The sequence below is a fragment of the Nostoc sp. NMS9 genome, assembly GCF_017114995.1.
Lineage (GTDB): Bacteria > Cyanobacteriota > Cyanobacteriia > Cyanobacteriales > Nostocaceae > Nostoc.
In genome coordinates this window covers 73684-88978 of the sequence record NZ_JABXKL010000069.1, presented here as the reverse complement: position 1 = coordinate 88978, position 15295 = coordinate 73684, and the positions used below count along the sequence as shown (strand labels likewise).

General features: G+C 42.7%; 20 protein-coding genes and 1 other RNA gene. 6 read left to right on the top strand and 15 right to left on the bottom strand.

From position 1 onward, the window contains the following. Positions 1-155: 155 nt before the first annotated feature. The 11 genes from ssrA to petL all read right to left on the bottom strand — a co-directional run bounded on the left by ssrA (position 156) and on the right by petL (position 7812). Positions 156-545, bottom strand: a transfer-messenger RNA (tmRNA) gene (gene ssrA, locus HWQ40_RS20770). Between the two features lie 66 nt (positions 546-611). After that, positions 612-938 (bottom strand): hypothetical protein, encoded by a 327-nt coding sequence (locus tag HWQ40_RS20765; protein ID WP_292781185.1) that lies wholly within the window; start codon positions 936-938, stop codon positions 612-614. 198 nt (positions 939-1136) lie between these two features. Next, positions 1137-2084, bottom strand: coding sequence for a F0F1 ATP synthase subunit gamma (locus HWQ40_RS20760; protein WP_292781182.1), 948 nt, complete (start codon positions 2082-2084; stop codon positions 1137-1139). Between the two features lie 96 nt (positions 2085-2180). Then, positions 2181-3701, bottom strand: coding sequence for a F0F1 ATP synthase subunit alpha (gene atpA, locus HWQ40_RS20755; RefSeq protein ID WP_292781180.1), 1521 nt, complete (start codon positions 3699-3701; stop codon positions 2181-2183). Between the two features lie 161 nt (positions 3702-3862). Continuing rightward, entirely contained in the window at positions 3863-4417 is a 555-nt protein-coding gene (gene atpH, locus HWQ40_RS20750) for an ATP synthase F1 subunit delta (protein WP_292781178.1), read from the bottom strand. Further along, complete coding sequence (locus HWQ40_RS20745; protein ID WP_292781176.1) at positions 4414-4986, bottom strand: F0F1 ATP synthase subunit B; 573 nt, start codon at positions 4984-4986, stop codon at positions 4414-4416. Before HWQ40_RS20745 ends, atpH begins: the two co-directional genes overlap by 4 nt. A gap of 188 nt (positions 4987-5174) precedes the next feature. Continuing rightward, positions 5175-5606, bottom strand: a complete 432-nt coding sequence (locus HWQ40_RS20740; RefSeq protein ID WP_292781174.1) for a F0F1 ATP synthase subunit B' — start codon at positions 5604-5606, stop codon at positions 5175-5177. 182 nt (positions 5607-5788) lie between these two features. After that, the gene (atpE, locus tag HWQ40_RS20735) at positions 5789-6034 is read right to left on the bottom strand and encodes an ATP synthase F0 subunit C (protein WP_012411162.1); all 246 of its coding nucleotides are present in this window, start codon (positions 6032-6034) and stop codon (positions 5789-5791) included. Between the two features lie 149 nt (positions 6035-6183). Then, positions 6184-6945: a F0F1 ATP synthase subunit A gene (gene atpB / locus HWQ40_RS20730; RefSeq protein ID WP_273762315.1), complete on the bottom strand. Its 762-nt coding sequence runs from the start codon at positions 6943-6945 to the stop codon at positions 6184-6186. Positions 6946-7006: 61 nt separating this feature from the next. Beyond that, positions 7007-7447: an ATP synthase subunit I gene (locus tag HWQ40_RS20725; RefSeq protein ID WP_292781172.1), complete on the bottom strand. Its 441-nt coding sequence runs from the start codon at positions 7445-7447 to the stop codon at positions 7007-7009. A gap of 269 nt (positions 7448-7716) precedes the next feature. Next, entirely contained in the window at positions 7717-7812 is a 96-nt protein-coding gene (gene petL, locus HWQ40_RS20720; RefSeq protein WP_084227316.1) for a cytochrome b6-f complex subunit PetL, read from the bottom strand. A gap of 241 nt (positions 7813-8053) precedes the next feature. Here petL and aroB point away from each other — a divergent pair, with 241 nt between their 5' ends. From aroB to HWQ40_RS20705, 3 genes are all read left to right on the top strand, one after another. Then, positions 8054-9211 (top strand): 3-dehydroquinate synthase, encoded by a 1158-nt coding sequence (aroB, locus tag HWQ40_RS20715; RefSeq protein WP_292781169.1) that lies wholly within the window; start codon positions 8054-8056, stop codon positions 9209-9211. 87 nt (positions 9212-9298) lie between these two features. Further along, positions 9299-9877 (top strand): Uma2 family endonuclease, encoded by a 579-nt coding sequence (locus tag HWQ40_RS20710; protein ID WP_292781166.1) that lies wholly within the window; start codon positions 9299-9301, stop codon positions 9875-9877. A 272-nt stretch (positions 9878-10149) separates the two neighbouring features. Continuing rightward, a complete protein-coding gene (locus HWQ40_RS20705; protein WP_292781163.1) occupies positions 10150-10473 on the top strand; it encodes a hypothetical protein in 324 nt (107 codons plus the stop codon). 153 nt (positions 10474-10626) lie between these two features. Here HWQ40_RS20705 and HWQ40_RS20700 read toward each other — a convergent pair whose 3' ends face one another. Continuing rightward, complete coding sequence (locus tag HWQ40_RS20700; RefSeq protein ID WP_292781160.1) at positions 10627-10842, bottom strand: hypothetical protein; 216 nt, start codon at positions 10840-10842, stop codon at positions 10627-10629. 278 nt (positions 10843-11120) lie between these two features. On the opposite strand from HWQ40_RS20700, the gene HWQ40_RS20695 reads away from it, so the two are divergent. Both HWQ40_RS20695 and trxA read left to right on the top strand, forming a co-directional pair. Further along, a complete protein-coding gene (locus HWQ40_RS20695) occupies positions 11121-11432 on the top strand; it encodes a hypothetical protein (protein WP_292781157.1) in 312 nt (103 codons plus the stop codon). A 231-nt stretch (positions 11433-11663) separates the two neighbouring features. After that, complete coding sequence (trxA, locus tag HWQ40_RS20690; protein WP_292781155.1) at positions 11664-12002, top strand: thioredoxin; 339 nt, start codon at positions 11664-11666, stop codon at positions 12000-12002. Between the two features lie 88 nt (positions 12003-12090). On the opposite strand, the gene HWQ40_RS20685 is transcribed toward trxA, so the two are convergent. The 3 genes from HWQ40_RS20685 to HWQ40_RS20675 form a co-directional block, all read right to left on the bottom strand. After that, entirely contained in the window at positions 12091-12624 is a 534-nt protein-coding gene (locus tag HWQ40_RS20685; RefSeq protein ID WP_292781153.1) for a dihydrofolate reductase family protein, read from the bottom strand. Positions 12625-12767: 143 nt separating this feature from the next. Next, positions 12768-13022 (bottom strand): TIGR03643 family protein, encoded by a 255-nt coding sequence (locus HWQ40_RS20680; RefSeq protein ID WP_094351153.1) that lies wholly within the window; start codon positions 13020-13022, stop codon positions 12768-12770. A gap of 39 nt (positions 13023-13061) precedes the next feature. Next, positions 13062-14864 (bottom strand): ABC transporter ATP-binding protein, encoded by a 1803-nt coding sequence (locus HWQ40_RS20675; protein WP_292781149.1) that lies wholly within the window; start codon positions 14862-14864, stop codon positions 13062-13064. Between the two features lie 191 nt (positions 14865-15055). Between HWQ40_RS20675 and HWQ40_RS20670 the strand changes: the two genes are divergently transcribed. Next, positions 15056-15214 carry a hypothetical protein gene (locus HWQ40_RS20670; RefSeq protein WP_292781147.1) on the top strand — a complete coding sequence of 53 codons (159 nt, stop codon included), beginning with the start codon at positions 15056-15058 and terminating at the stop codon, positions 15212-15214. Positions 15215-15295 lie beyond the last annotated feature (81 nt).

Below are 15295 nucleotides of genomic sequence, written 5' to 3'. Positions count from 1 at the left end.
CACTTAGGACATTGCATAGCGATCGCTCTAATTCATATTTCTATTCTGCAACGCCCTAAAGTTAGCTGTGCGTTATAGAAAATTATGATGGGAGTTTCCCATAAAACAAAGTCCACTTACACATCACAGTGTCAAGTGGACTTGTTAACTATTTTTAGTGGATCCGAGCAGAGTCGAACTGCTGTCCAAATTGGGTATTAACCCCCCGCTCATTCACAGGTTTAGCCTTTCTGATCCTCAAGGCGGGAATCGTTCATTATCCCGAACGTAGGATGCTCTGATTTGATCTTAGCTAGCAAGCCAACCAGAGAACGCTTACTAGAGCATCCGTTGGGGTTTGGTCTTCAGTCCTTAACGGAGTCAAACTAAAGACGCTCGAACCTATAAGAGGTTTTTAGGCAGCTGCTAGAGCACCCTTACGAGCAAAGCTAACGATGTTATTCGCATTTACTTTTTGTTTGAGCCTTTGATTTCCGAGAGGAGACTCACTCTCGACCTGAATCACAGAGCAGCGTTCGCCAACCTGTCGAAACCGTGACGGACCCATGCGCTTCATACTTCAATTATAATACGCAATTCTTAAAATGTGTTAATAGACAAAAATTTCTGCTTTATGCAAGTACTGCTGAGAAACACAGGGTGTCTTGGTAGGAGCTTGCCTGGAGATGATCGCTATAGTTGGCACATAGGGTGATGTCTTTATAGCCGTTTTCCCGTAAATACATAATAAATTCATCACGCCCAAACCAATGTAGGGGAAGATTTTGTAATTCTGTAGCAACAAGTTTGCCGTCTTTCCATTTTTCGTAACGAATCACAGTCGTGTTAAGTTGATTAAGCCAGTCTATCGAAGATGTAGATTGGAAAAGGATTGTTGAACCATCAGGGCAGTCTAATTGGCGTAGGCTTTGCCCGCCGTAGGCATCACTGTTTAACAATGTTCTCTATTTTAAAATCTTCGATAGGCAACTCTAAATCAATAAAGATTCGCCTTTGTGGTTCCAGATGTCAAGTAAAAGCTTGCAGAGTATTTAGTTAAAAGTCCCAAATACTAAAAATAGCCAATCGCTAATCTTAAAATAATTAGCAATTGGCTATATATTAGAACTCACTACAAATAAATAATTAGCTATACCCTAAGTTAGTGCTTCAGCACCACCTACAACCTCAAGGAGTTCTTGGGTAATTGCAGCTTGTCGGGCTTTGTTGTAAGACAGCGTGAGGGTGTTAATCAGCTCACCAGCATTTTCACTGGCATTACTCATGGCTGTCATCCGCGCTGCTAGTTCACTAGCCGCCGATTCTTGCAGCGCCCGCAATAACTGGTTACTCAGATACAGGGGCAATAGAGAATCGAGAATCTGCACTGGATCTTGCTCGAAGATCATGTCAGGAGCCAACGTGCGGACTTGGCTAGTCACTTTCTCCCGTTCGACTTCAAATTTACCGCCACGGGTTGTCAAGCGGAAGACTTCATCATCGGCTGCTTCTAGACCTTGTGGATCAAGAGGTAGTAGGGTTTGGATCACAGGACGGGAGCTAACTAATGAAAGGAATCTGGTATAGATTAATTCGATGCGGTCAACTTCTTCCGAAAGGAACAAGGAAAGTAGTTGGTCAGCAATCTGATTAGCTTCCGCTGCGGTGGGAATTTGCTCTAAGCCGCTGTAAGTAGCATCAATTGGCTGATCGCGGCGTTGAAAGTACTGTGTAGCTTTGCGTCCGACAAGTACAAATTGATAGTTTAAACCTTCTGCCTTAATTTCTTTGGCGCGGTTTTCTGCACGACGGATAACGTTATTATTGTAGCCGCCGCATAGACCGCGATCGCCTGAAATAACCAACAACCCGACTGACTTAACTTGGCGTTTTTTCAGTAGTGGTAGGTTTGCTTCTTCAAAGCGCAGACGGCTTTGCAAACCATACAATACTTGTGCCAAGCGATCGGCAAAGGGGCGAGTTGCTAGTACTTGTTCTTGCGCCCGGCGCACTCTAGCTGCCGCAACTAGGCGCATGGCTTCTGTGATTTTTTTGGTGTTTTTGACCGACTGAATGCGATCGCGTATTGCTTTTAAATTGGCCATATTCTTGAGTTAGGAGTTAGGAGTTAGGAGTTAGGAGTTAAGAGCTAGGAGTATTTCATTAACTTTTAACTCTTAACTCTTCACTCCTCACTTTAATTACGCTGTCGCTTTGAAGGTCTTCTTGTATTCGGTAAGTGCTTCCTTCAAAGCAGCTTCTTCTGCGTCACCTAGTGCTTTAGATGCTTGTACTCCTTGGACATACTGGGTTTTCCCAGTCTTTAAGTACTCACGTAAACCGGCGGTGAAGGTAGTTACTTGATTTACAGGTACATCATCTAAGTAACCATTAATACCAGCATATAAAATTGCTACTTGCTCGTATACCGAGAGTGGCGAATTTTGTGGCTGCTTGAGGAGTTCGCGCAACCGTTGACCCCGTGCCAACTGGTCTTGAGTGGCTTTATCTAAGTCGGAAGCAAATTGAGCGAAGGCTTGCAGGTCGTCAAATTGGGCTAGTTCCAATTTAATCTTACCGGCAACTTTTTTCATTGCCTTGGTTTGAGCCGCAGAACCTACGCGGGATACGGAAATACCGGGGTTTACAGCGGGACGGATACCAGCGTTAAACAAGTCAGAAGACAAAAATATCTGACCATCGGTAATCGAAATTACGTTGGTGGGGATGTATGCTGAAACGTCACCAGCTTGGGTTTCGATAATTGGTAGGGCGGTCATACTGCCTTTACCTAATTCGTCACTCAGTTTTGCGGCTCTTTCTAACAAACGGGAGTGGATGTAGAATACATCTCCAGGGTAAGCTTCGCGTCCGGGTGGACGACGCAGCAATAGGGACATTTGGCGATAAGCTTGGGCTTGCTTGGAAAGGTCATCATAAATTACCAGGGTAGCTTTGCCTTTGTACATGAAGTACTCAGCAATAGTTGCGCCTGTGTAGGGAGCTAGGTATTGTAGGGTTGCAGGTTCACTGGCGCTAGCGGCGACGACGATGGTGTAATCCATTGCGCCTTTTTCTTGCAATGTTTGCACCACGTTAGCAACTGTGGAAGCCTTTTGACCGATCGCAACGTAGACACAAATTACATCTTCTTCTTTTTGGTTGATGATGGTGTCGATCGCGATCGCAGTTTTTCCAGTTTGGCGATCGCCAATAATCAATTCCCGCTGACCACGACCAATGGGAATCATTGAGTCAATAGCTGTAATACCCGTTTGCATGGGTTCGTGTACAGACCGACGGGCAATGATACCGGGTGCTGGAGATTCAATCAAACGGCTTTCTGGGGACTTGATGTCTCCTTTACCATCGATAGGACGCCCCAAGGCATCTACAACTCGTCCAATTAGGGCTTCTCCTACTGGGATCTGGGCAATTCTACCAGTAGCAGTTACAGAACTACCTTCTTGAATTTCCAGCCCTTCACCCATCAGCACCGCGCCCACGTTGTCTTCTTCTAAGTTCTGGGCGATGCCAATTGTGCCATCTTCAAATTCCAAAAGTTCACCAGACATAGCCTTTTCCAGACCATAAATCCGGGCAATACCGTCACCAACTTGGAGAACAGTACCAACGTTAGCAACTTTGACCTCTTGATCGTATTGCTCGATTTGTTGTTGGATAATGCTGCTAATTTCGTCAGGTCTAATTGATATGCTCATGTGTCTATCTTTTTTGCTTTCGAGACGGAAAAATTCAATAGTTAGGAGTGATGAGTTAAGAGTGATGAGTTAAAAAAGCAAAGCTTAAAAGTTAAAAGTCAAAATAAATTACTATTTACTTAACTCTTAACTCCTAACTCTTAACTCCTAACTCCTAACTTCTAGCTATTAGTTAGGCGCAATGAAAGGCGGCGCAACTGACCCCGGATACTAGCGTCAATTACCTGTGAACCTACTTTAATGATCACACCACCAATTAACTCGCTGTCTACCCTGGTTTCTAGTTCTACCTGGTGAGCATTGGAGATAGCGATGACCTTTTGGATGATTGCCTGCTGTTGAGCTTCTGTGAGGGGAACGGCTGAAATTACTTCCGCTAATACGGTTTGATTCAGCTGCCGCAACAGCGCCAGATACTGTTGAAAAATATCTTCCAAGAATGCAATGCGCCGCTTATCTACCAGTATCAGCAAAAAATTGCGTAAGTAGGGATTAGCGCCTTCACCGAGTATTTGTTTGATGAGAGCTTTTTTGTTCTCAGACTGAATAAACGGGTTGCTGAAGAAGTTGTGTAGCTGTTTGTCTGCCCTGAGCAGTCCCAGGAAAGTACGCGCATCTTCCCCGAATTCTTCTGTCAAGTTTTTCGATTGTGCTATTGACAAAAGTGCCTGTGCGTAAGGTTGGGCTACTTCGGCTGACGCTACCTGACTTGTCATACATTGCCTCCCAGTTGTGCGATGCTGCGGTCAATTAAACCTTGTTGAGCATCGTCGGCAATCCCGCTTTTGAGTTGCGATTCGACTTTTTGCAATGCTAGTGTAGCTACCCGTTGCCGCAGTTGAGCGATCGCTCGATCGGTTTCAGTGTTTAAATCTGCTGCTGCTGTTTGTTTCAAGCGTTCTACGTCTTGCACTGCCTTCGCTAACAAGGCTTCTTTCGTCTTTTGGGCGTTTTCTGTGGCAGATTGGCGGATGCGTTCTGCCTCTGCCTGAGATTGCTTCAACTGCTCTTGCGCTTGGGAAAGGGCAGTCTTTGCCTCTTTTAAGCGCCCTTCTGCTTCCTGAATTGCAGTGGCAATATTGGATTGTCGCTCGTTCAGGATATTGCTTAAAACCTTACGTCCGAAGTAGAATAGTATGCCAATCAGAATCGCTAAATTAATCAGATTGGTTTCAAAAATGTCTAGGTTTAGACCGAAACCACCTTCTGCTGCGCCTTCTGCCAATTCAGAGTGAACAGCGTTCGCTTCTGCGGCAAGTAATAAGAATGTCCCCATGATACCCATTTACAAGTGCGCTGCTCGCTTGCTAATACGTTGTATTTTCCCCAAGGGAAATTAAGTATCTTTTCCCCGAAGGGAAATTAAGTATCTTTCCCCAGAAGGGGAAAAAGTGCCTTTTGTGACACTTAAATTTTGCGCTCTGGACTATGGGCCAATTGCGCGTATGCTTTCACAGAACCAGTCTAGTTAGCTTATCTAACTGGAGTTGGCCCCAATAGTTTTTCTAGAATCTGCCTGCTTAGAGCATCAACTTGTTGCTCTAAGGTGCGAAAAGCTTCTTGCTTTTGTTGTTCTATTTCAACAGAAGCTTGTTCTCGTTGAGTCTGAGCTTCCTTTTGGGCCTCAGCAATTTTCTCGGCAGTAATTTTTTTAGCTTCCAGTTGAGCTGCTTCTACAGTCGCTTGCGATTGTCTGCGAGCGTCTGCGAGTTGCTGCTCATATTCGGTAGCCAAGCGCTCGGCTTTAGCCAAGCTCTCCCGCGCTTCCAGGGTATTCGTTCGGATATAATTATCGCGATCGTCTAGTACCTTGGTCAGTGGCTTATAGAAAATTGCATTCAACAAAGCTGCTAGTAGCAGGAATTGCAATGCCATGAAGGGCAAGGTAGCATCGAAATCAAACATTTGTCTCCTCTTTGGCTGGAGTAGCAGTTTTCGTGGCTAGCAACATCATCCAACCTTTCATATTTTAGAGACCCATAGCCAATAAGGGTCAACTGAACATTAGAACTATTAAGATACCCAAAACATTTCGATTGTAGAGGCGTGATGGTTCACGTCTCCACACTCACAAAAACTTTAAGGTATTAGCCGAAGGGATTAGCAAACAGCAATACCAGGGCAATCACTAGACCATAGATAGTTAAGGATTCCATGAAAGCCAGGGTTAATAGCAGAGTACCGCGAATTTTTCCTTCTGCTTCAGGTTGACGAGCAATACCTTCTACTGCTTGTCCAGCAGCATTTCCTTGACCGATACCAGGGCCAATTGCAGCTAAACCAATCGCTAAAGCAGCAGCGAGAACTGAAGCAGCCTGCACTAATGGATCCATGTTGATTTTCCTTGCTTTGATTACAAAACTAACAGACATTACGTTAACGATTAGAAACGTGGTTTTCACGCTGCACCGGGTTCTTTAAATCGCGCTTTGCGATGTTTTGAGCGAACATGCTCTGGGAACTGTGCTATCAACTGAGAAGTTTAATGCTCCTCATGTTCTTCTCCACCATGCCCCTCCATTGCCTCATGAATATATGCTCCGGCTAGGGTGGCAAAAACCAGGGCTTGAATGGCACTAGTAAATAAACCCAAGGCCATTACAGGCAGAGGTACAAATAGAGGAACTAGCAGCACCAGCACCGCTACTACCAATTCATCCGCCAAAATATTACCAAATAGACGGAAGCTTAGGGAGAGGGGCTTGGTGAAATCTTCTAGAATTGCGATCGGCAATAAAATAGGTGTTGGCTCTATATATTTCTTAAAGTAGCCTAAACCCCGTTTGCTAAAACCTGCGTAAAAGTACGCTAATGAGGTCAGCAATGCCAATGCAACAGTCGTATTGATGTCATTAGTGGGAGCTGCCAATTCGCCTGAAGGTAGCTTGATGAGCTTCCAGGGAATTAGCGCACCTGACCAGTTCGATACGAAAATAAACAAGAACAATGTGCCAATAAATGGCACCCAAGGGCGGTACTCTTTCTCACCAAGTTGGTTTTTGGCCAAATCACGAATAAATTCTAGGGCATATTCCATCAAATTTTGGATGCCCTTGGGAATTCTTTGTGCGTTGCGAGTAGCAGCTATTGAAGCCACTACTAGAATACTAATCACAAACCATGAGGTGAGAAAAACTTGCCCATGAATTTTAAGATTGCCCAACTGCCAGTAGAAATGATGACCTACTTCTAATTCGGCGAGGGGAAAAGAATTAAAGGCGTTTAAGACACTAAGCATTTGCATTCTTCAAGCATTTTCCCCAACGAGCGAGGATTGGGATTACTATCTTTGTGAGCCTGACTTTTTAAGAATCAGGAATGAACGCAATTTGCACCATATAGACGAGGAGCGTGGCTTTGTAAGTTAGAAATCCCAAAAAAATGGGCAGAATCTGTAGCTCACGCCATTGAGTTGCCACGATCATCACTCCCATAAATAGAGCAAAACGAGTTTTGCTCAGACTGGTTTTCTCACTACCAAGCTGCTCAACATCTCTAGCCAACATTTTTAAGTAAACCACACCTGTACACGCCCCAATTAAATAATTTAGGGCAATGTTTAAGGAATAAAAAATCCACACAGAGATAAAAATAACCCCCGTCAAGACAAGCGTGATTACCAACAATCGCTGGAAGAGTTGATAGAACTCTTGCATGGAGTTACCTGATTCTGTGTCTTCAGAACCAGTTTTAGCATCTTGTTGCGTTGTCGGAGTGGGCGCAATTGATTCGTCAGACAAGCTCACGGGACTTGAAACCAGTACAGTTAAATATGATGACTGCACATTCAGTCAGCTGAATCATATCACGATGCGGTAACAATACTTTAGGAAAAAACAATTAACTTCTTGTCAACATCAGAGAGTAAGTGCCGACAGACTAACGCCTACAGCACTTTTACCAAGTCTGTCGAGGTGTACTTAGTAAAAAAGTAAAGATTTTATAGGATATTGATAAATCGAGGGCAGGCAAGATGCCCGCCCCACAATAGTCTTGGGTTGAATATCCCTCTCGATTAAATTATTTTGGCAGTCCGCAGACCGAACAGCAAACCTACAGATAAGCCAAAGAATAAACCCAAGAAGACGACATAAGATACAATTGCAAACATTTATTGCTCTCCAGAATACTTCCTAAATCTATTGAATCATTAGTTGTTGGGTATTGGGTATTGGGCATTGGGCATGGGGCATAGTGCATAGGGCATTGGGCATGAGGTAGAGGAGAAATAGTTAGTGCAACTTCTACTCTGCTTCCCTGGTTCTTACCAACTCCCCAATCCCCTATGCCCTATGCCCATTTCCTAGATTGCGATACAATACACCCCACGAGCGCTTGTTTGGGGTTGGGCAATGACTTCTGTAATTAATGTAAATTTACCAGAGCAGTCTTATGAGATTGTGATAACTTCTCTTCTCCTGTCGGAGACGCTGCGCGAACGAGACGCTACGCGAACGTTGAGCGACGCTAACGCAACTTCGAGTTTAGATCAACTGGGTCAACAGATGGCCAGTCTCCAGCTGGGCAAGAAGGTTTTGCTGGTTTCTAATCCGACGATTTTTAAGCATTTTGGCGAAAGAGCAATTACATCCCTAACATCTGCTGGATTTGAAGTTGCTAGCTGCAATCTACCACCTGGTGAACGCTACAAAACCCTCAATTCCATCCAAAAACTCTATGATGTAGCCTTGGAAAACCGCCTAGAACGTTCTTCTACGATGGTAGCTTTGGGTGGAGGTGTAGTTGGAGATATGACTGGCTTTGCAGCTGCAACTTGGCTGCGCGGTATTAATGTTGTCCAAGTACCTACCTCTTTGTTGGCGATGGTAGATTCGGCAATTGGCGGCAAAACTGGCGTGAATCATCCCCACGGTAAAAACTTAATTGGGGCATTCCATCAACCGCGCTTGGTTTTAATTGACCCAGATGTGTTAAAAACTCTACCTATGCGTGAGTTTCGAGCAGGTATGGCAGAAGTTATTAAGTACGGTGTGATTTGGGATGCCGAATTGTTTGCCCAGTTGGAAGCAAGTAAACGCCTCGACCAACTCCGCTATGTCAAACCTGACCTAATAACCAGCATATTAACGCGCTCTTGTCAAGCTAAAGCTGATGTTGTTGGCAAAGATGAGAAAGAAGGCGGATTACGCGCAATTCTCAATTATGGACATACTATCGGTCATACAGTGGAAAGTTTGACTGGTTATCGTCTAGTAAATCATGGTGAAGCGGTGGCTATTGGTATGGTAGCAGCCGGTCAAATTGCTGTGGATTTGCGACTGTGGGACAAGGAAGATACAGAACGTCAAAATGCTTTAATTCAAAAAGCGGGTTTACCTACTCAGTTACCAGATGGGGTAGATATTGAAGCAATTATTGAGGCGTTGCAGTTAGATAAGAAAGTCCAAGCCGGGAAAGTGCGGTTTGTTTTACCAACAGAGATTGGTGTAGTAACAGTTACCGATGAAGTGCCATCGGATATTATTCGGCAAGTGTTGCGAAGAATGTGAATAATTTGAAAAAGAATTCAGGAGTCAGAATTCAGGAGTCAGAATAAAAGTTAGTTGCTCTGTTCTTCAATTACGAATTAATGAGCCATGATACTCCAAGCCAAAAATCAATTAACTTTGCAAGAGTTCTTGAATCTCCCACCAGGCGAGGGAGATATCACCTATGAACTTGTTGATGGTCAAGCAATTCCTAAAATGTCACCAAAATTTTTTCACGCGAAACTTACTCGGGTTATTCTCAATTTTATTGAGCAATCGTGTGAGGGTAAAGGAGAAGTTTGCCCGGAATGGGCTGTTGCCTTAACTCGTCGGGGACGAGATTGGATGCCAATTCCAGATATTTTATATATTTCTTACGAGCGTTTACCCGCCAACTGGGATGAAAACGAAGCTTGTCCTGTTCCTCCTGATTTGGTGATTGAGATTATTTCGCCGGGACAAACCTTTGGACAAATGGCGGCTAAAGCCAAAGACTATTTGGATGCTAAGGTATTGCGGGTATGGGTGGTAGATAGTAAAGCCAGAAGCATTACTGTTTTTTATCCAGATGCAGCACCACAAACTTATATGGGAGAAGAATTACTCACAGATTCTTTGTTTGAAGGACTGCAATTTACTGTTGAGCAGGTGTTTCAAAAGGCGAAAATACGATTAGATGCTGAATAGCACACTTTTTGTATCTAGCGCAATTCTCTTGCTTTCAACATCTATAGAAATTTAAAGTGACGGAAGTTTACCTACCTTTAGAAACTTGCTTGAGCAACTTATCTGGTTAATTTAGATGGGAACTTTATTTCCGCTATACTGTACTAATAGTTTAGCTGATTAATTCATCCATTTGTAGGAGGTAATTAGCAAGGGAATAAGTATACTTTATTTATAATCAGACCAACACTAATATGGTTGGAAACTGTATTCACGCAACCGATGTATCGACTATGTTAAACCTAATATTCACCAAATCTATAAAAATAAAACCATTGGTAGTTTCAACAGCTTTTTTACTGGTTGTACAGACTTCTGCCAATGCTCAACAAGCATTTCCTAGTTTGACTCCAAGACAAGCTCAACATTTATCCCGTGACTTGGTTCCATATAATTCTCAAGAATTTTTTAGACGAGGAAAAAATTCAATTGAGAGAGAAATTCAAATTCTTAATCAAAGGCAACAGCGCCCAATTAAACCTGTTCTTAAGATTGTTCAGTACCGCAAAGCAAAAGGCCACATACTCAACAAAAACCCCAACCTCTTATCTAAGTAAAAATCATCACCCTTCTATGGTTCCTTCTTGTGCTGTTAATTCTTCAGATGTAGCACATAAACTACATCTCCACGTATCAGAATTACTATGTTTTGCTTTTATATAACAGAGGTTTTGTATTTTAAATAAATTTTGCAACATAATTTTACAATCTTATTCGTCTAGCAAACTCATCAATGCCTGAATTTCAACGTCTTGCTCTTGCGGCTCCGATAATTGAGACTGTAGCTTTAGTAATTGACTCTGTAATTCTTTTGCTACATGAGGCATATCAGACTCTTGTGCAATTTTTAGCTGATTTTCTTTAATTTTGATTTGTTTCAGCAAGTTATTTTCAACATGAATTGAATTGTAATGTTGAGCAATCATAGCTTTACATTTATTATCAATCTATGGAGAGCAATTAAGTTTACCACCTATGTATTATTCCACACTTTTCTCATTTTTTAAATATAGCTATTCTGAGTGAGCTACAAAAACCCTACCCTTAACCCCTGCAAGCAAGGAAGAGACTATCATGTACCCGATATGATTAGGAAACGTTATATAAGATTGATTGATTTAGGGCGGATTTTTAGTAAACGCATTAACTTGTCTGTTGTTCACCGAGTCTTGTAGATATGTTAAAAAATTTTTTCGTGAACAGTATGAACTTAAAGTTGATAAAGAAAAACATTTACACCTTTGTAAAAATTATATCTACAGTGCTTATAACCAGCGCAATTGGATTGGAATCGTGGAATATTTATGCACTAATAAATAATATTAATGTACCAGCCAGCCTTAATCTAGTTTTTTGGATTGAGCGTTTTGCTATGATGAGCCATTTTATTGAGAGCATTATAGCAGCTTTTTATGCACCTTCAAGACAAAAGATGCCAATAAAATATGCTACTTATACTTTTTTTGTAGGCACAATTGGGTTGTTAGAACTGTTTGATCGGCAGGAAGACTATTGACGGTTCTACGCCTTGAAGGTATGGGTTTTTGGATTAGGTTGGTTGCTAGGGTGCGATCGCAACCTACCTATAAAGATTATAAGTTGTTAAATATACCCTAGCAAGCAAAAATCAGGTGCGGGAGTTTCCCAATGAATTTAGGTAACTAATGAATCTGACACTCGGAAGGGAGTATAGTTTGTATAGTTAGCTTTTTGCTGAAATTTTAGTTTGACACTAAGGAATTAAAAAATGTCTACTGATACTGACATAGTTGTTTACGTTGAAGAAAGTGAATTTGATGTCCTTTTAAACGGAAGTGAAGAGAAAGTTGTTGTTGTTGATTTTACTGCTACTTGGTGTGGCCCCTGTCGTTTAGTTAGTCCGTTAATGGATCAACTTGCCCAAGAATATAAAGGTCGTGCTAAAGTCGTTAAGGTAGACGTTGACAACAATAAGCCGATTTTCAAAAAATTCGGTCTTCGCAGTATTCCAGCGGTTTTAATTTTTAAAGATGGTATCTTAGCAGAAACCATTGTGGGGGTTTCTCCTTACGAAGACTTTAGCAACGCTGTTCAGAAGCTTGTTTAGCTAATTCGTAATACTTCGGCTACGCTCAGGACAAGCTCAGTACAAGTTCGTAATTCGTAGAAAAGATCATTAAGGATTACGAATTATTTTAACCATTTACTTTTCGCCTATAATGTGCTTGAAGTAAACCAGTAGGATATTGTTGGGAGTTAATCAGCTCCAATTTTACTTCAGGGGTAGGTGGTGGGAAAAGATATATACCGCCACCTAAGATAGTTGGAATAGTTGAAATGATATATTCGTCAATCAAGCTGTCCTGAAGAAACGAATTGATTAATTTTGCGCCACCAACTAGCCAGATATTTTTAAAACCTTGAGCCTCTATATTAGCTAACGCCTGTTTTACTGGGTCAGAAACAAACACAACGTCCTCACGGTCAGATTGGAAATTACGCTGGGTGAATACGAAGGATTTTTTTTCTGGATAAGGCCATCGATCAAAACCCAGCCCTACTTCATACGTCTTGCTACCTAAGACGATCGCATCAATAGATTCGTAAAAATCAGTGTAACCGTAGTCTTCACCTTCTGTATCAAGGATTGATAGCCAATCAATTTTGCCATCGCTGCGAGCAATGTAGCCATCCAAACTAGCTGCAATGTAAAGTGTAACTTTCGTCATTGTGCTTGGTGAATTTGGTAGTTTGCACTCAATTAATGCAAGCGAACGCAGGCTTATTTTTTCTACAGCATTTTAGCCTTTGTTGATTTATATCACAAAAGAGCGATGTCTACGACGGGCTACGCCTACGCTTACCCAATTACTTACGTTTTTTGATTGTGCGATTTAAAACGACCTGCAATAAATTCTCGCTGAGATAAATGCTTTGTATTGCGTTTGGTGACTCGCTCTCGCCACATCTTGAAACTAGATTCTTTCATTTCGCGCCTCATTAGGGCGATTACCTGTTTCTCCAGTAGCCCAAACTGAGCTTCAATAGCATCAAAAGATGTTCTATCTTCCCATGCCATTTCAATGATGCGATCGATGGTTTGTGAATCGAGGTTAGGTAGCTTCATTTTTTTGCTGGCAATTGATAAATTCGAGCTATATATATTTTACTTTTTGTTTTGGAGAACCGTTGTGTCTGCTGCACCCAGTTGCAGAGCATAAAGGTTGGCATAAACACCCTGCTGATTGACGAGTTCGGCGTGAGTGCCCTGTTCGACAATTTGTCCCTGCTGAATTACTAAAACCTGATCTGCCTGAGTAACTGTACTGAGGCGGTGGGCAATTACGAAACTGGTACGACCTTGGAGCAAACGGGCGATCGCACTTTGCACTAGCGCTTCTGTGCGGGTATCAATACTGCTGGTGGCTTCATCAAGAATCAGAATTTGGGGATTAATTAATACCGCCCGAGCAATACTAATTAGTTGTCGCTGTCCTTGGCTCAGGGGCGCTCCCCGTTCACCTAATTGAGTTGTATAACCCTGTGGTAGTGAGGTAATGAACTCATGCACATTTGCCAGTTGTGCAGCCACTTCGATATCAGCTTGAGTGGCGTAAGGAGCGCCAAAAGCTATATTTTCGGCGACGGTGCCGGTAAACAAAATATTATCTTGCAGGACGATGCCTATTTGACGGCGCAGACTTGCTTGAGTCACGCTACGCACATCAATATCATCAATTTTCACTGCACCGCCAGATACATCATAGAAGCGCAAAATCAAATTAATAATTGTACTTTTTCCCGAACCGGTTGGCCCGACTAACGCAACCATCTGTCCTGGATAGGCGTGCAAATTTACCCCTTTGAGAACCAGTTGATCTGGGTTATAGCCAAACTTGACATTCTCGAATGTTACTTCACCTTGAATAGGCGGCATTTCTGTGGCATTGGGTGCATCTTTGAGTTCTGACGGTTCATCTAGTAATAGAAAGATTCGCTCTAATCCGGCGAAGGCAGATTGAGCTTGGGTGTAAAACTGGCTGAGAATTTGGATAGGGCGGAAGAATTGCTGGACGTAAAGTAAAAAGGATGTCACCACACCCACTGTTGCAGCTCCTGTTACCGCTAGATAACCGCCATAGGCTAGTACACCTGCGGTTGCTAGTGTGTTGAGAAAATCGATAGAGGGCAAAAAGGCTGAAGTAATTGCCACAGCGTCAACGTTGGCATCTCTATTGGCGGCGTTAAGAATGTCGAATTCTTCGATATTCATCTGTACACGATTAAATGCTTGCGCTTCTCGCACGCTGCCAATATCTTCTTCTAACTTGGCGGAAAGTTCCCCAATGGTTTGTCGGGTGACGCGAAATCTGGTTCTTGCCCAACGTGCAAATAAGCTTGTAGTAAAAATCATCAGTGGCACAACTAGATTGCTCAACAAACCAAGTTGCAGGTTGATTGAGAGCATTGCAATCACAATGCCAACCAAACTGAAAGTGTTGCCCAGCATTTGGGCGATCGTCAGTCCAAATGCTTGATTCACGGTGTTGACATCATTCAGCAATCGGCTCATTAAATCGCCTGCTTCGCTGCGATCGAAAAAGCTGAGTGGTAGACTTTGGATTTTAATGAAAATATCTTGCCTCAGTTGAGCCAGCAATCGCTGCATAATCCAGCCGACTCGAAGAATTTGCCCCCGAATTGCTAAGACGCCAAGTCCATAGTTCAGCCCTAGTAGCCCTAATAACAGCAACAGTCCTTGCAAATTCCCTTGTGCAATCAGATGGTCGATCGACCAGCCGATAAAGAATGGCCCAACTGCCTGAGTTAGGGCACCAATAAATACTAATGTCAGGGCGATGGGAATTTCTTTGCGATAAAGCAGCACGTATTGCAAAAAGCGCCGCAGGGTGGAGGGTTGCTGACTCGCGTTTTCCTCAGATGCAACAACGGGAATAGTGCCTCTCATAAAAATTTTGGATTTGAGATTTTGGATTTGAGATTAAAAGTCTTTATTAGAAAGCTGCGATCGAATTTTCCAGCTAGAGTAATTATGCTATGGCGCTTCTGGGTTGAGTGCAATACAGACCTAACAAGAACAGCCCCTTCCCTACAAAGGAATGGGAGTGAGGTTTTCCTAGATCCGGTGAAAAGTCAGCATTGTTAGTCGAAACAATGGCATTGTCAGTCGAAACAATCGCATTGTCAGTCGAAACAATGGCATTGTTAATCGAAACAATCGCATTGTTAGTTGAAACAATCGCATTGTTAGTCGAAACAATGGCATTGTCATCCGAAACAATGGCATTGCAACTCTAAAAGACTTGTGTGTACACCGTAGCTTTTTAGGAGAGAAGTCAAAGTGGATTGCGTCCAAACGAGAACCGCTATAATTGGAGA

What these genes read in the sequence shown, in the direction of transcription:
- HWQ40_RS20760 (WP_292781182.1), bottom strand. Translation starts at nt 2,084, where the DNA reads ATGGCCAATTTAAAAGCAATACGCGATCGCATTCAGTCGGTCAAAAAC.
- atpA (WP_292781180.1), bottom strand. Translation starts at nt 3,701, where the DNA reads ATGAGCATATCAATTAGACCTGACGAAATTAGCAGCATTATCCAACAA.
- atpH (WP_292781178.1), bottom strand. Translation starts at nt 4,417, where the DNA reads ATGACAAGTCAGGTAGCGTCAGCCGAAGTAGCCCAACCTTACGCACAG.
- HWQ40_RS20745 (WP_292781176.1), bottom strand. Translation starts at nt 4,986, where the DNA reads ATGGGTATCATGGGGACATTCTTATTACTTGCCGCAGAAGCGAACGCT.
- HWQ40_RS20740 (WP_292781174.1), bottom strand. Translation starts at nt 5,606, where the DNA reads ATGTTTGATTTCGATGCTACCTTGCCCTTCATGGCATTGCAATTCCTG.
- atpE (WP_012411162.1), bottom strand. Translation starts at nt 6,034, where the DNA reads ATGGATCCATTAGTGCAGGCTGCTTCAGTTCTCGCTGCTGCTTTAGCG.
- atpB (WP_273762315.1), bottom strand. Translation starts at nt 6,945, where the DNA reads ATGCAAATGCTTAGTGTCTTAAACGCCTTTAATTCTTTTCCCCTCGCC.
- petL (WP_084227316.1), bottom strand. Translation starts at nt 7,812, where the DNA reads ATGTTTGCAATTGTATCTTATGTCGTCTTCTTGGGTTTATTCTTTGGC.
- aroB (WP_292781169.1), top strand. Translation starts at nt 8,054, where the DNA reads ATGACTTCTGTAATTAATGTAAATTTACCAGAGCAGTCTTATGAGATT.
- HWQ40_RS20710 (WP_292781166.1), top strand. Translation starts at nt 9,299, where the DNA reads ATGATACTCCAAGCCAAAAATCAATTAACTTTGCAAGAGTTCTTGAAT.
- HWQ40_RS20705 (WP_292781163.1), top strand. Translation starts at nt 10,150, where the DNA reads ATGTTAAACCTAATATTCACCAAATCTATAAAAATAAAACCATTGGTA.
- HWQ40_RS20700 (WP_292781160.1), bottom strand. Translation starts at nt 10,842, where the DNA reads ATGATTGCTCAACATTACAATTCAATTCATGTTGAAAATAACTTGCTG.
- HWQ40_RS20695 (WP_292781157.1), top strand. Translation starts at nt 11,121, where the DNA reads ATGAACTTAAAGTTGATAAAGAAAAACATTTACACCTTTGTAAAAATT.
- trxA (WP_292781155.1), top strand. Translation starts at nt 11,664, where the DNA reads ATGTCTACTGATACTGACATAGTTGTTTACGTTGAAGAAAGTGAATTT.
- HWQ40_RS20685 (WP_292781153.1), bottom strand. Translation starts at nt 12,624, where the DNA reads ATGACGAAAGTTACACTTTACATTGCAGCTAGTTTGGATGGCTACATT.
- HWQ40_RS20680 (WP_094351153.1), bottom strand. Translation starts at nt 13,022, where the DNA reads ATGAAGCTACCTAACCTCGATTCACAAACCATCGATCGCATCATTGAA.
- HWQ40_RS20675 (WP_292781149.1), bottom strand. Translation starts at nt 14,864, where the DNA reads ATGAGAGGCACTATTCCCGTTGTTGCATCTGAGGAAAACGCGAGTCAG.